The sequence below is a fragment of the Faecalibacterium sp. An192 genome (assembly GCF_002160175.1).
GTDB lineage: Bacteria > Bacillota > Clostridia > Oscillospirales > Ruminococcaceae > Faecalibacterium.
Map to the genome: position 1 here is coordinate 1 of NZ_NFKB01000068.1, position 12,080 is coordinate 12,080.

A 12,080-nucleotide genomic window follows, 5' to 3' on the forward strand; every position below is an offset into this window, starting at 1 on the left:
AATAAGTTCCGTGATTCATTGTGAAGCATATTCATCATCTCCACATTTATCATACCACTGCTGTACAGTGCGGCGGTGACTTCACTCTATTTTCTGGGTTTGCTCTAGAAACAACGGATAGACTGGATGAGTGAGGGCATGCTCGAGGCTGCGCAAAAAATCGGTGTCCTTGCTTTCAAGGCCTACCAGAAAAACTGCATCGGAAAGGTAGTATCGCTTGGTGACATAGGGGGCAGTGACCTTTTTTTCGTCCTTCCTAGCAGAACGAATCTCCTCAGGAGTTGGGTTATTGGCTGTGTGGTAATCCATGAGAAGGGAACCTTCCTGATCCACTCGTACCCCGAAGCGCAGTGTGTTCAGCTGCTGGAGAAGGGCTTCCTCATCTCGTCGCAGCCCCAGAGCCGCTGCCAAAAGACCAACCACACCGCTTTTGGTGGGTTCCCGATTGGTTTTTCGCGTTTCAAATTTTGAGTCTATGCCCCAGGACTGCAATGGCGCGGCCAGACGCAGCAAAAGCGTAGCCATCAGACCACCTCGTTTTCATCCAGATGCTGCCGAATGGATTGTTCCAGCGCGTCCAGGACTGCATTCAGCGGAGCAGGCCGGGCGAGATCTTCCAACCCGCAGCCCACGACATAGGCTTCGGTAGGGGCGTCTGTGTAAGTTTGGTACAACTGGCGGGCATACCTGGTCAGACGATCTTTGGAAGGTTCAACATATCCCTCGGCAGAAGCAGGAACTGCTCGTTCAAAGGCGCCACACAGGTTGACCGGCTGATCTTCTCGAAGGGTAATGTAAACGGCATCAGGCAGGGTGCGGTTGGCAAAAGTGTTCTGCTTTCCGGTAGGCATAGAGCGAATGAATGCCTCGGCAAAAGCACGGATGGCGGTCGGAACCTGTTCTTGGTCTAAATGGTCGGCTAGTTCCGCAACATTTAAAGTCGCGTAGCGGTACAGAGTGGCGGAGTTGTATTCTATGGTTCCTAAATGGCCAGCACCGGCATTGTCTTCGGGGGCGCAATCATCAACAGCTGTAAAATAATCGTATTCGTTCTGCACTGCATGAGTGGAAATGCTGTGGGCAACTTGGGCGGCAGCATCGTAGTTAAGGGATGGATCGCTGGCGACCATTCGGCCAAACAGGACCATATCCACAGAAGGCGACTGTTTCAACGCAGATTTGTAGACTTTCTTATCGGATTCGCCAGCAACAGACAATTCCGCGAGGGCTTTGGCCTGGTCGTGACTCATAAAGAAAAGGGCATCTGATTCCGAATCTTTCTCGGATATTTTCAGTCCGGCATTGGTCAGCGCGGCAGTGGCGAGTTTCAAGGAATCTGATTCAGGCGTAAGGGCGGCAATTTCATTCGCAACCATAGCTACAACTTTTTTGGTTCGTTCACCCAACTGGTCGTTCGGAAGAAGCTCCTGGCGGAACATCAACCGGACTGCACGCTTCCACGCTTGAGAAGAAACGCGGGCGCGGGTAGTACCTCCATAGACGGCGGTTTTGGGGCTGCCGGTGTCATCGCGGTTGACACAACTGGGCGGCACGGTCTGTAAAATATGAAAGTCGATGTAAAAACGTTTGTTTTTCATCTTGGTTCTCCTTTTTATACTTTTTCCAGATCGGATTTTCTTTGGAAAGAATAGTAGTCCTGACCCCAGCGCAGGCGTACCTGTGGGGCGGCAGAGGGGATTTGCAGCCAATAAAGATCTTCGGCAAGCTGGATATAATCCAGTGGTATTCCTTCGGCGCGCAACAACTGAAGGATACCACGCAGATGCTGAGAACGCTCCTGCATTGTGCTGGCAGTTGCCAGTGCATTGAAGCGCCGAAGGATGCTGCTTTCCTCGGGTGATTCTTCGGGTTTCACAAGGGAACGAACCGCCTGACCGAACCGTACACCGGCCCGATGCATGGAATCGTTGGGTAACGTGTGACCCTGCTGATGCAGGGCATAAAGGGTTAAGGTCAGATAAACAGCCCATTCAGCCTGAGTTGGAATGCCGGTCTGACTTTCTAGTTCTGCCGGGAAATCCTGTAAAAAGATACCCCAAAGTTCGGGTAAATCGCCTGGGGGATGGCCGATACCTCGCCGCAGATTAGCGAGTGCAGCTTTTTGAGGGTGTTCGGGCATTTTTTCCAATTGCTTTAATCGGCGGGAGAGATAGTCCCGAATGAATTGGATGGATTGATCTGCCATTATATTCCTCCGTTTCCTGTATAGATTTTGCGGACCTGGTATAAGAAGTTGTTATATGCTTTAGGTGATGCGTAGTAAACCGAGACGGTTTCTGCTTTTTTCCCTGTGCCGCTGGATTTTTTTACTGACCGACCGCAAAAAGCGGCGGGTCCAGCTTGTTCCGATAACTGATTGCCCAGTTTACGGGCGATTCTTTGCGCTTGTGTCTGCCAGTCCGAAAGGCTGGCATCGGTTTCGTCTTCGTCCCAGCCGGGGTCGATGGAATAGAGCCATTGACGGAAAGGCTGGTCAATCTGAAAATAGAATTGTTCCTTGGCATTTTGGTGGGCTGTTGTGGTGTGCGTACCGGAGGCGATAGCAAGGTCGTTTGCAAGCTGTCCGATGGCATCGGCAAGTTGTTCACAACGAGAAATCTCTTGTGTGACATAACTGCGCCATTTTTTGCCCATTTCATCCAACAAGGAAATATGAAAAGAAAGTTCATCGCTGAATGCATCGGTGATGAAGAAATCTTTATCACCATACTCTACGCCAGTGATTTGGAAACGAATCATTGTTTTGGAGTTCAAACAGCGACTGCTGGGGCTTTGCAGCAAGGTAATCCAGCGCACGATTCCTGGTGTGTGTACAGGCAGTCCGAGGCGGGTATGTTCATCAAATACAGCGGGAAACTCACGCCAGAACTGACGTGTCGGGTCGTGTCGTTTGGGGGAGTAAACGACAGGCGAATCCTTCTTTTCCTGACTGGAACGCCAGACAGTCATTTGCTCACTGAATGCATTGATTCGGTCAAAGAAGTCACCGCCGAGCAGAGAATAACCGATCACTTTATTCTCTCGTCGATGAAGAAGCAGGCGACGGGATTGGAGCGAGAGCAACTCGGAGGGGTTGTCTGGCAAACTGATCAAAACACGTTCTTTGTTATGCGGTGTATTGTATTCCCAGCAGGGATTCTCCTGACCCCAGGCAGAGCTACCATCTCGAAGAAGAGTCAAATTAAAAAGCAAGGTTTCAAAGAGATTGTTCCCCGTTGCCTGAATGAGACCAAGCTTTCCCATCCAACCAGCACCTGGAGAGGGCAATCCTTTGCCTTTGGGTTTGGAAGAAGTATCATCAAACCCATTAAGGTAGAGAAGCCAGCGTGCAGCTTGTGAGTAGGATAGCTCTGTTTTTCCAATTCCGGCATAGGAAGAAAATAAGCGAATCTTGTTTCCGCTTTCAGAAAGTTCCCCATTTAGTTTGGCCGAGGTGTATTCTGTGCCAATTTCAGCCTTTGGTACTTGCCAAAAGGGACGTTCTGGGTGAAAGAGCCAAAACCGATCGTGCCATTTGGAAAGGTAATTCTGGATAGGGGCTTCGGGTAGTCGGCCGGGCTGCCACAGACTTTTCCACTGGCGTACAGCACTGGTCGTGTTTTTTAGCTCCACGGGTTGACCATTGGCATCCACACGTCCGAACACAGCGTGAAGTACTGCCAGCAGAAGCCGCAGAACAGCGGCATCCTGGGTAGGCAATTCACCAGCCAGATCGGTGTAATTGTGAGCCTGTAAAAGTGCGTCGGTTAGAGATACCTCTTTGACGGTACAATCTGGACACAGAACTCGAATCCAAGGCTCATCCAGTAGATTAAATTCAATCTTCTTCATCTGTCTCCTCTTTCTGGTAGATCAAACCATCGGCTCTACTATACCGTAGCGAGGTTTGGGCAAGGCTTGCAGTTAAATTTTCGTCCAACAAGAGCACAAGCTCGCCTTTTAGCAGCGGGGCCTGCTGCCACGGAGCAAGAAAAGAGCGGTTCTGATCCTCCAATTCCCGGATAACCCGGTCAATATTCCACTTTTTACTGAAATAACCCGGCAAACGTAGTTTTTGACGGGCTATTTGGAGTGCGTCCTCCTGACAAGGAGGTTCGTCTGTGGGAACAGCTCGTCCATTTTGCTGCCAAGGAAGGAAGTGGACGCTTCCATCCCGGTGCTGTACCATAACAAAAACGTCAATAGAGGAGGCTCCATCTCGGACGGCGGCACGGGCAGAGGCATCGGAATAGGCGGTTTCTTCATGCATCCAATCATCCAAAGAAGTAAGTTCCAGGCTTTCTTCCGGTGAAAGGATTACATAGCTGTCAGCACGGTTTTTTTGTCCTTTTGCAGGATCTCGTAGTCTAATTTTGCTTGTAAACAATCAGAATCAGAAGGCAGGCAATCCTCAGGTTCCCAATGATAGACATCCTGAACCAGATAGGGAATATCGTGGGGTAATGAAATGACTGGAGGAAGAAGTTTTCGAGTGCGCCAAAGGAGCCATCGGCTATAAATTGCTTGGCTTCCAGCATCAAAGGTTCCATCAGAAGAATCCAAAACTGCACAATGAGCAGTTTGCAGGGGCTGTGGACGAGAAAAGCGAGGATGGCGGTGCAATCTTCCGATCCGCTGTAAAAGGAGATCCATGGGGCAAAGCTCTGTGATAAGAAAGTCGAAATCAATGTCAAGGGACTGTTCCAACACTTGCGTACCGATAACGACGAATTTTTCTCGCTGTTCCGGGGTGGAATGTTTTCCAAGACGATGCAGCAACTGTTTTTCTTTTTCTGTTCTATCAGGTAAGAGAAACTGAGCGTGGAACAGGAAAATTGTATAATCTGGCAATTCGGAACGAAGCAAAGCCGCCAATTCCTGCGCCTTTCGGACTGTGTTCAAAATAATGCCAGCGCAACCGCCAAACTGCAATTTTTGATGGATTAGATCAAGGATTTCGTCAAAATCAATCGTAAAACAATACACCTTTTTTCTTCTTGTTTCAGATGAATGGCTTGTTGATTGATCTGTCCAGCATCGGTCCAAGTGAGCAGAGGATAACTCTGGTTTTTCTGCCAGATCCCGGGGACTTGTGCACCTAGATAGGATTGAATTAATGAAACTCTGCGCTGGGCAGGTAAGGTGGCAGAAAGTAAAATTACCGGAACATGATAACAGCCCAGCCATGCTAACGCACGTTCGAGGTAATGATTCATGTAAGCATCGTAGGCGTGGCATTCGTCGATTATGACGACTTTCCCAGAAAGCCCGAGATGACGGAGCATCACATGTTTTTGTTTCAGTGCGGCCAGCAAAAGCTGATCGACGGTTCCAATTACAAAATCTGCTAGCAGTGCCTGCTTGTTGCCTTGAAACCAACGGTGAACCAGTACGCCATTTTCGGAACAGTCTTCTTCTGTAACAGCCGAACCAGAAAACAGTTCCTGATACTCTTCATTAAGTTCCGCTGCACCATGGGCCAGCCGAATGGAATGTACCATTTCCAGTGACTGTGTTTCTGCCCAATCTTTCAGTCGGCCAAAGATGCCGTTGGTTGTTGCCTGTGTGGGCAGACCGAAGAATAGGCCTCCAGCGTGGAATCGATGAGAGAGGACCTCAGCTGCGGCCAAGGCTGCCTCGGTTTTACCAACGCCCATAGGCGCTTCCAAAATAAAAATGCCAGGGGAAGAAGCAGTGCTGGCAATCGCTAGGATAGCTTGTTGGATTGTATTTGGATCAAAACCAAATTGTTTCCGAAAGGTATGGAGGTCAATACTGGAATATACACTTTCCCATGGACTGGTGAGAGATAGGGTGCGCCATGCCCGGTAAGGGCGGTCTGGATAAAGAGTTTCGTTTCCGGTATCTTCTGATGAGAGCAGCGGAAAATAGGTGCTATTGCTGGCAATCCAGTCGGCCATGGTCAAAAGACCTGTCAACAAAAGTCCGGCAGAAAAGGAGGGTTCAGAAAGGGCATCGACAGCTTCGAATCCGCTTTCTTCTAACGCAAATTGAAAAAGCTCTTCCCAAAGCTTAGTCCATTGTTGTTTTTGCCCTTTTCCCCAGTAATTACCTGAATATAGTTCTATTTGGTCAAAGACTGAGTCGTTTAAGAATTCTTCCTGAGGCTTTCCGTGATGCGCTCCGGCAATGGATGCCAAAAACGGGGGACAACCTAGCTCTAAAAGAATAGCTTCACTGGCACGGGCATGTGGGGTAGCTTTGCCGGAGCGAAATGTTGTCGGTAGAGAGAAAAAAGCGTTGAACCGTTCGGCCGCTTCAGGAATATGAGCTAAAATTCGGCTTTGAAAGAGGGCTGTTGCTTTTCCAAAATCATGTACAAGTCCTAAAAAACGAGCAGTACGGACCAATAGATCTTCTTCTAATCCAATCTGTATACGGGTAGCTTCAGGGAGCCAATTCTGTACCAAAAAACAGAAAACGTCTGCTGTATCCCGGCAATGCATCCAAAGAGGAAGCCAAAGGTCGCTATTCTTTGGATCTGATTTCCCGGCCAAGCATTTTATTAAAAGAGGTAGATTGTGCAATGAAATCGCTTCCCCTGTCAAAATGTAATGCTTTGCATAAATAAACAAAATAATTATAACACACCAAAGACGATAGGATGTATATATTTAACGTTTTTGTTCATTTGCATAATTTTTCGAGTCCTTTTTTGTTGAAGTATAATGTGATGCAGAATTGAAGTTGGTGAGAATAACTTAATACCCTCTTGTAAAACGAAGTTATAAGCATCAGAACAACTGGTTCAGTCGATGTGATGGAGGCTTGGGGACAAATTGTTATTTTGAAATGCCTCATATATGAGGTTTGCTTGCGATAAGGTAAACTATTGACACTACCTGTCTGGACGAAGATCTGTGTTCGGACAAGATAGGAAAGAAAAGCCGGCGAGTGCTGCACGGTTGGAACTGTGGTCATACATGGCAAAGACCTCCCGTGGTAGTTTCTTTTCTCACCACAGGAGGTCTTTTTGTTGCTTATAGGAGCGATTCAAATCGTCTGTCCAGGATTATTCGCATTTGGTCAAACAGGATCGAAACCATGGTGCCAGCAGGCGGCCAAACAGCTGACAAAGCCGCCCGGTAAAGAGAGCGGCGGCCACAGTACCAACGCCAATCCCCACCGTGTGGCCGGTGCGGATCAGAGCATAGCCGGCTGAAAGGACAATCATGATGATATCAAAGGTATACTTGGCGCGGCCAAAGTCCCAGCCCATTACATCGCCAAAGGCGCGGACCATTCCGTCAGGGGCAGCAGGGACGAGATCGGTTTGCACCACCAGAGTGGTACCGAAGGCAGTAAGGGGAATGGCACAGCAGAGCAGCAGGAAACCATCAGCCAAGCTCCGTGCCTGAAAGGTCAAAACGTAGTCGTTGAAAAAATCTACGATCCGGCCAATCAGGACGCTCATGGGAATCTGAAGAATGATCTTCCAGCCCAACGAACGTCGCAGCAGGCACTGGACACCTGCGAAGATAAAATAGAGCAGCATGGTAGCAGTGCCCAGACTGATCCCTTCCACTTCGCTGAAGGTGTACGGGGCTGTGTTGATGGAGGCAACACCAAGACCGGTCTTGGTGTTCAGGACAATGCCGAAGCACAGGATTATCAAACCGGCACAGAAGGTAATCCCACGGCGAAGAACGGCGCTCATAGATTGGCTCCGTTGCTGGCAATCAGATCCCGATACCAGTAGTAGCTGTCCTTGATGTACCGTTTTTTGCTGCCGTTGCCGTAGTCATCCTGATCCACATAGATGAAGCCGTATCGCTTGGTCATCTCGCTGGTGGAAGAAGAAATGATATCGATGGGCCCCCACATGGTGTAACCGATTACATCTACCCCGTCCTGGATGACGGCGGCCATCATGGCCTGGATATGTGCCCGCAGGAAGTCTACCCGGTAGGGGTCGTGAATGGTGCCGTCTGGTTCCAGTGTGTCCATAAATCCGGAGCTGTTTTCCAGGATAAACAGCGGCTTGTTATACCGGTCATACAGATGATTCAAGGTGTAGCGGAGGCCGATGGGATCGATCTGCCACCCCCAGCTTGTCGGCCAGCTTTTCCTGGGTGTAGCCCTGCAGCTTGCGGTAGTAGGCAATCTTCAGGCCGATCCTTTTGTATTCCTGTTCCAATTCATGTTCCATGGCGTACACCTCATGTCCTCATTGTACGAAAGAATGGGGTACTTTTTTATTCCATAAACATATTGCAATTATTACTGTATTAGTTATAATAGTAAGTGCAAGGGTAAAAAATCATGGCATCACGCAGGAACAGAACAGGAAAAGGAGGCCGGAGATGTTTTTAGATGATCTAGCTATACTGGCGGATATTGTCGGGGATATTGTTTCCCTGCCGGTAAAAGTAGTCCAATGGTCGGCAGAGCTGGGCAATGACATCACCGAGACGGTGGCCCAGGACATTCAGAACCGGATTGAAGGGAATCCGGAGCAGGAAGCCCGCACTTCCTATACCGTTCGGGACGAAGCAGAGGAAATTGTCTCCAAAAGCAACACCCGATACCACGAGGCCCTGGGCGGGATGCATCGAGACTGGAACGCGATGCTGCAGGAGCGGCAGAAGGTTGGCGAGAAGCGTGAAGAAGTCTACCGGACGATCGGAAAGACCCTTTCGTCCGGGGCGCTGGTGGAGCTTCCCTCGGGCCGGGAGCTGGAGCCGAAAGCGCCGTCTTGTCCGTCGATGGATTCTTTTGGGTTCAATGTGGGAACCTATATGGGTTTGTCCGCCGCCCAAATGCGGATGGAAATCGCAGAGGAATATTACCAAAAGGCCAAACAGTTCCGGGCCGAGATGGATCAGTGCATTGGTGAAATCCACCAGGTCCAGTACCGGGTCAAAGCCGTTCGGGATGCGCAGGAAGAGGAAATGGTAATGCTCCGGATCATCCAGACAACCTACCAGAATCAGAGCGCTTCGGTGTTGGCGGAGAGCAACACCCTGCTGTACCAGATTGCAGAACTTGGCCTGCAGGAAGTCAGCGACCAGACCGCGAAGCGGTATCAGGAGCTGGTTCAAACGCTGAAAAGGCTGTGGCTTTAATCAAGGGGAAGGAGAAAGGTGCCATGTCCAATCTTACGGTTATGAAAGACACAAATTTGCCTGCTCCGATGCCGCCGGAAGTGATGGCGGTCAACAGCGCAATGGAAGCTTTCCAAACGGCCCTGCAGGTTGGCGTTGAAATCTACGCCAAGGCAGAGGATGCCAAGACCCAGCGGGCATTGATTACAGCCCAAAAGGAAATTGCAGCGCTTACGGTGGAAGCTGAGACGCAGAAGGCGATGCATAGTGAAGAGCTTCTGCATGAAAGACGGATGAAGGTCCTCCAGATTATAGAGGATCTTTTGATGAGCCACGCCGAAAACCTGACCCCGGGCATTTTGTCTGCCGCCCAGCTGATGATAAACTGTTTGCAGGAGTTGGACTGAGATGAAACAGGACAAAGACAAGCAGGCTGAAAGGGAAGAGATTCAGCAAATTTTCAACCAAATCCGGATGGCAGGGGAGCAGGTTCGGCAGAACATTTCCACCGCAAAAGATGCGCAGGTGGAAAAGTTGATGGAATCCTATCAGGAAGATATCGCATTCCAGGCGGCCCAGGCCAGGCAACAGGATGCGCTGCTGCGTCAGCTGGAGAAGGCTGTGGAGGACGGCGACTTTGACAAGATGCTGGAAATCAAAACCCTGCTGGGACAGCGGAAGGAGTGAGCCTTCTGATTTGAATCCAAAATCGAATACATACTATATCCATGAAAGCCTCGGGGAACGACCCCGAGGTTTTCTTTGTTTACGGCTATTTTGAAGAAATGTTTTAAGGAGGAATCACCATGCACAGCTATGTCTACCAGGTATCTCTGCAGCCTATCCAGTCCGAGTCCTACGCCAAAGCCGGCCACCTGCCCGACTGGTTCTATGAGCAGGTCTGCAGCTATGCCGAGAATGCTGACCCGTCCTGGAGGGAACAGGCCATCCAGGAACTGGCCCAGTTTCTGGGCCCACTCTGCACCCGCACCGGCAGCCGCCTGACCTTCAATCCCAGCCTGCGGGACGGATTTTTCCGCCGCGGGTATGTCTGCTTCAAGGCAGCGGCCGAGGTGTTGGCCCAGACGGCCTTTTCGGTGTTCAACGGCAGCGAGGTGGCACCGGCTTTTGACCTGGCACTGGACGGTCTGAACGACAGCTACGAGGACCGCTACAGCATCTATATTTACCATGCCCAGACCGAAATCCTGGAGCCTTTGGACCGGTGGCTCCGGTATGCCGATCTGAGCAAGCCGGTCTACATCGGCGGAGTGGTGAGCTACTACCGCTGAGCACCTTAGCTTTTCTATGATGCGTCTTTCAAACGTGGGAAATGTGGGAAAAACCACATTTCCCACATTTTCATTTCACTGTCTTTGATTCATAAGGAGGAAACTACAATGTCTGCCAATGTCGAAACCATGTTTTATGTCCGCGAGAAACCCTGGCACGGTCTGGGTACCATGGTGGCCGAAGCCCCCGCTTCCGCTGACGCCTTGATCTGGGCAGGCCTGGACTGGCAGGTCCTGCAGAACAATGTCCAGACCGAGGACGGCGGCTGGATTGCAGGCTACAAGGCCAACGTCCGCAGCACCGACGGCCGGGTGCTGGGCATCGTGTCCGACCGCTACAAGGTGGTTCAGAATCAGGATGCTTTCCAGTTCACCGATGAACTGTTGGGCGAGGGGGTCACCTATGAGACCGCCGGTTCCCTGCAGATGGGCCGGAAGGTTTGGATGCTGGCCCGGATGCCTCAGCGGTACATCATCGCGGGGGACGAGATCGCACCCTACCTGGTGATCATGAATTCCCACGACGGCAGCAGCGGGGTGAAGGTGGCCATGACTCCCATCCGAGTAGTCTGCCAGAACACCCTGAACCTGGCCCTGAACAGCGCCAACCGTGTCTGGGCGGCCCGGCATACCGAGAACGTCATGAGCCGCGTTCGGGAGGCCAGCGAAACTCTGCGCCTGGCCGAACTCTACATGAGTGAGCTGGGCCGGGGTGTGGACGAGCTGGCCAAGATCAAGCTGTCCGACCGGAAGGTTCTGGACCTGATGCAGACTTTCTTCCCGGTGAGTGAGGAGATGTCCGACACCCAAAAGAAGAACAACCTGCGCCTGCTGGAAGACCTCAAGCAGCGCTACTGGAACGCGCCGGACCTGGCCGACATGGGGAAGAATGGCTACCGGTTCATCAACGCAGTGAGCGACTTTGCTACCCATGCCGACCCCATCCGCAAAACCAAGAGCTACAACGAAAACCTCTTCCTTCGGACTATTGAGGGTAACCCCATGATTGACAAGGCCTACAAGATGGTCCGGGCAGCTGCCTGAATCATGAAACAGCGTATCACCATAGGGAGGGACGTGTGAATCTGATTCATGCGCCCTGCCTTTCTTTGTGAATAGGAGGAAAAACCATGTCCTTTACTGTAATTGCCAACACTGAAACCATGCCCTACACGGACTGGCTGGATTACCGCAAGCAGGGGATCGGCGGATCGGACGCCGCTGTGGTCTGCGGGATCAGCCGGTACAAGTCCCCGGTGGAGCTGTGGATGGAAAAGACCGGCCGAATGCCGGATCAGGAGGCAGGCGAAGCCGCCTACTGGGGCACCCAGCTGGAAGGGTTGGTGCGGACGGAATTCACCAAGCGCACCGGCATCCAGGTAGAACACCGGATGGAACTTCTGCGGAGTGACGAACACCCTTTCATGCAGGCCAACCTGGATGGCACCTGTGTCCATCCTGAATTTGGCCCCTGTATCTTCGAGGCCAAGACGGCGTCTGCTTTCAAGGCCGGGGAATGGGAGGACGGCATCCCGGACGAGTACTTTCTGCAGGTACAGCACTACATGGCGGTGACCGGCTACCAGGGAACGTACATTGCCGCCCTGATCGGAGGCAACACCTTCCGCTGGAAGTTCATCCCCCGGGATGAGGAAGTGATTGCCCTTCTGGTTCAGCTGGAAGCGGACTTCTGGCAGCACGTCCAGAGCGAGACTCCGCCGCC

16 protein-coding genes are annotated in these 12,080 nt (G+C 51.2%); 6 read left to right on the top strand and 10 right to left on the bottom strand.

Annotated features, from left to right (window positions below; translation table 11 throughout):
- Positions 1-81: 81 nt before the first annotated feature.
- From cas5e to B5F27_RS17335, 10 genes are all read right to left on the bottom strand, one after another.
- Positions 82-525, bottom strand: coding sequence for a type I-E CRISPR-associated protein Cas5/CasD (gene cas5e / locus B5F27_RS14525; protein WP_087368819.1), 444 nt, complete (start codon positions 523-525; stop codon positions 82-84).
- Positions 525-1,598, bottom strand: a complete 1,074-nt coding sequence (cas7e, locus tag B5F27_RS14530) for a type I-E CRISPR-associated protein Cas7/Cse4/CasC (RefSeq protein WP_087368820.1) — start codon at positions 1,596-1,598, stop codon at positions 525-527. The genes cas5e and cas7e overlap by 1 nt, the downstream gene beginning before the upstream one ends.
- A 14-nt stretch (positions 1,599-1,612) precedes the next feature.
- Positions 1,613-2,206: a type I-E CRISPR-associated protein Cse2/CasB gene (gene casB / locus B5F27_RS14535; protein ID WP_087368821.1), complete on the bottom strand. Its 594-nt coding sequence runs from the start codon at positions 2,204-2,206 to the stop codon at positions 1,613-1,615.
- Positions 2,206-3,852: a type I-E CRISPR-associated protein Cse1/CasA gene (gene casA, locus B5F27_RS14540; RefSeq protein ID WP_087368822.1), complete on the bottom strand. Its 1,647-nt coding sequence runs from the start codon at positions 3,850-3,852 to the stop codon at positions 2,206-2,208. The genes casB and casA overlap by 1 nt, the downstream gene beginning before the upstream one ends.
- The gene (locus tag B5F27_RS16625; protein ID WP_144066542.1) at positions 3,839-4,270 is read right to left on the bottom strand and encodes a hypothetical protein; all 432 of its coding nucleotides are present in this window, start codon (positions 4,268-4,270) and stop codon (positions 3,839-3,841) included. The genes casA and B5F27_RS16625 overlap by 14 nt, the downstream gene beginning before the upstream one ends.
- A 47-nt stretch (positions 4,271-4,317) precedes the next feature.
- Positions 4,318-4,986 (bottom strand): CRISPR-associated helicase Cas3', encoded by a 669-nt coding sequence (gene cas3, locus B5F27_RS14550; RefSeq protein WP_158098262.1) that lies wholly within the window; start codon positions 4,984-4,986, stop codon positions 4,318-4,320.
- The gene (locus B5F27_RS14555) at positions 4,944-6,596 is read right to left on the bottom strand and encodes a CRISPR-associated endonuclease Cas3'' (RefSeq protein WP_144066543.1); all 1,653 of its coding nucleotides are present in this window, start codon (positions 6,594-6,596) and stop codon (positions 4,944-4,946) included. The genes cas3 and B5F27_RS14555 overlap by 43 nt, the downstream gene beginning before the upstream one ends.
- A gap of 437 nt (positions 6,597-7,033) precedes the next feature.
- Positions 7,034-7,678 (bottom strand): DUF6198 family protein, encoded by a 645-nt coding sequence (locus tag B5F27_RS14560; RefSeq protein ID WP_087368825.1) that lies wholly within the window; start codon positions 7,676-7,678, stop codon positions 7,034-7,036.
- The gene (locus tag B5F27_RS14565; RefSeq protein WP_343214646.1) at positions 7,675-8,031 is read right to left on the bottom strand and encodes a family 1 glycosylhydrolase; all 357 of its coding nucleotides are present in this window, start codon (positions 8,029-8,031) and stop codon (positions 7,675-7,677) included. The genes B5F27_RS14560 and B5F27_RS14565 overlap by 4 nt, the downstream gene beginning before the upstream one ends.
- Positions 8,015-8,170, bottom strand: coding sequence for a helix-turn-helix domain-containing protein (locus B5F27_RS17335; protein WP_242962208.1), 156 nt, complete (start codon positions 8,168-8,170; stop codon positions 8,015-8,017). Before B5F27_RS17335 ends, B5F27_RS14565 begins: the two co-directional genes overlap by 17 nt.
- Before the next feature lie 154 nt (positions 8,171-8,324).
- On the opposite strand from B5F27_RS17335, the gene B5F27_RS14570 reads away from it, so the two are divergent.
- The 6 genes from B5F27_RS14570 to B5F27_RS14595 form a co-directional block, all read left to right on the top strand.
- Positions 8,325-9,086, top strand: a complete 762-nt coding sequence (locus B5F27_RS14570) for a hypothetical protein (RefSeq protein ID WP_087368827.1) — start codon at positions 8,325-8,327, stop codon at positions 9,084-9,086.
- Positions 9,087-9,109: 23 nt separating this feature from the next.
- Positions 9,110-9,472, top strand: a complete 363-nt coding sequence (locus B5F27_RS14575; protein ID WP_087368828.1) for a hypothetical protein — start codon at positions 9,110-9,112, stop codon at positions 9,470-9,472.
- Position 9,473: 1 nt separating this feature from the next.
- Positions 9,474-9,752, top strand: coding sequence for a hypothetical protein (locus tag B5F27_RS14580; protein WP_087368829.1), 279 nt, complete (start codon positions 9,474-9,476; stop codon positions 9,750-9,752).
- Positions 9,753-9,871: 119 nt separating this feature from the next.
- Positions 9,872-10,357, top strand: a complete 486-nt coding sequence (locus B5F27_RS14585; protein WP_087368830.1) for a hypothetical protein — start codon at positions 9,872-9,874, stop codon at positions 10,355-10,357.
- Between the two features lie 108 nt (positions 10,358-10,465).
- Entirely contained in the window at positions 10,466-11,401 is a 936-nt protein-coding gene (locus B5F27_RS14590) for a DUF932 domain-containing protein (protein ID WP_087368831.1), read from the top strand.
- A gap of 86 nt (positions 11,402-11,487) precedes the next feature.
- Positions 11,488-12,080, top strand: a 593-nt coding sequence (locus tag B5F27_RS14595; protein ID WP_206423013.1) for a lambda-exonuclease family protein, incomplete at its 3' end; no start/stop codon positions are given.

What these genes read in the sequence shown, in the direction of transcription:
- cas5e (WP_087368819.1), bottom strand. Translation starts at nt 525, where the DNA reads ATGGCTACGCTTTTGCTGCGTCTGGCCGCGCCATTGCAGTCCTGGGGC.
- cas7e (WP_087368820.1), bottom strand. Translation starts at nt 1,598, where the DNA reads ATGAAAAACAAACGTTTTTACATCGACTTTCATATTTTACAGACCGTG.
- casB (WP_087368821.1), bottom strand. Translation starts at nt 2,206, where the DNA reads ATGGCAGATCAATCCATCCAATTCATTCGGGACTATCTCTCCCGCCGA.
- casA (WP_087368822.1), bottom strand. Translation starts at nt 3,852, where the DNA reads ATGAAGAAGATTGAATTTAATCTACTGGATGAGCCTTGGATTCGAGTT.
- B5F27_RS16625 (WP_144066542.1), bottom strand. Translation starts at nt 4,270, where the DNA reads ATGCATGAAGAAACCGCCTATTCCGATGCCTCTGCCCGTGCCGCCGTC.
- B5F27_RS14560 (WP_087368825.1), bottom strand. Translation starts at nt 7,678, where the DNA reads ATGAGCGCCGTTCTTCGCCGTGGGATTACCTTCTGTGCCGGTTTGATA.
- B5F27_RS17335 (WP_242962208.1), bottom strand. Translation starts at nt 8,170, where the DNA reads ATGGAACATGAATTGGAACAGGAATACAAAAGGATCGGCCTGAAGATT.
- B5F27_RS14570 (WP_087368827.1), top strand. Translation starts at nt 8,325, where the DNA reads ATGTTTTTAGATGATCTAGCTATACTGGCGGATATTGTCGGGGATATT.
- B5F27_RS14575 (WP_087368828.1), top strand. Translation starts at nt 9,110, where the DNA reads ATGTCCAATCTTACGGTTATGAAAGACACAAATTTGCCTGCTCCGATG.
- B5F27_RS14580 (WP_087368829.1), top strand. Translation starts at nt 9,474, where the DNA reads ATGAAACAGGACAAAGACAAGCAGGCTGAAAGGGAAGAGATTCAGCAA.
- B5F27_RS14585 (WP_087368830.1), top strand. Translation starts at nt 9,872, where the DNA reads ATGCACAGCTATGTCTACCAGGTATCTCTGCAGCCTATCCAGTCCGAG.
- B5F27_RS14590 (WP_087368831.1), top strand. Translation starts at nt 10,466, where the DNA reads ATGTCTGCCAATGTCGAAACCATGTTTTATGTCCGCGAGAAACCCTGG.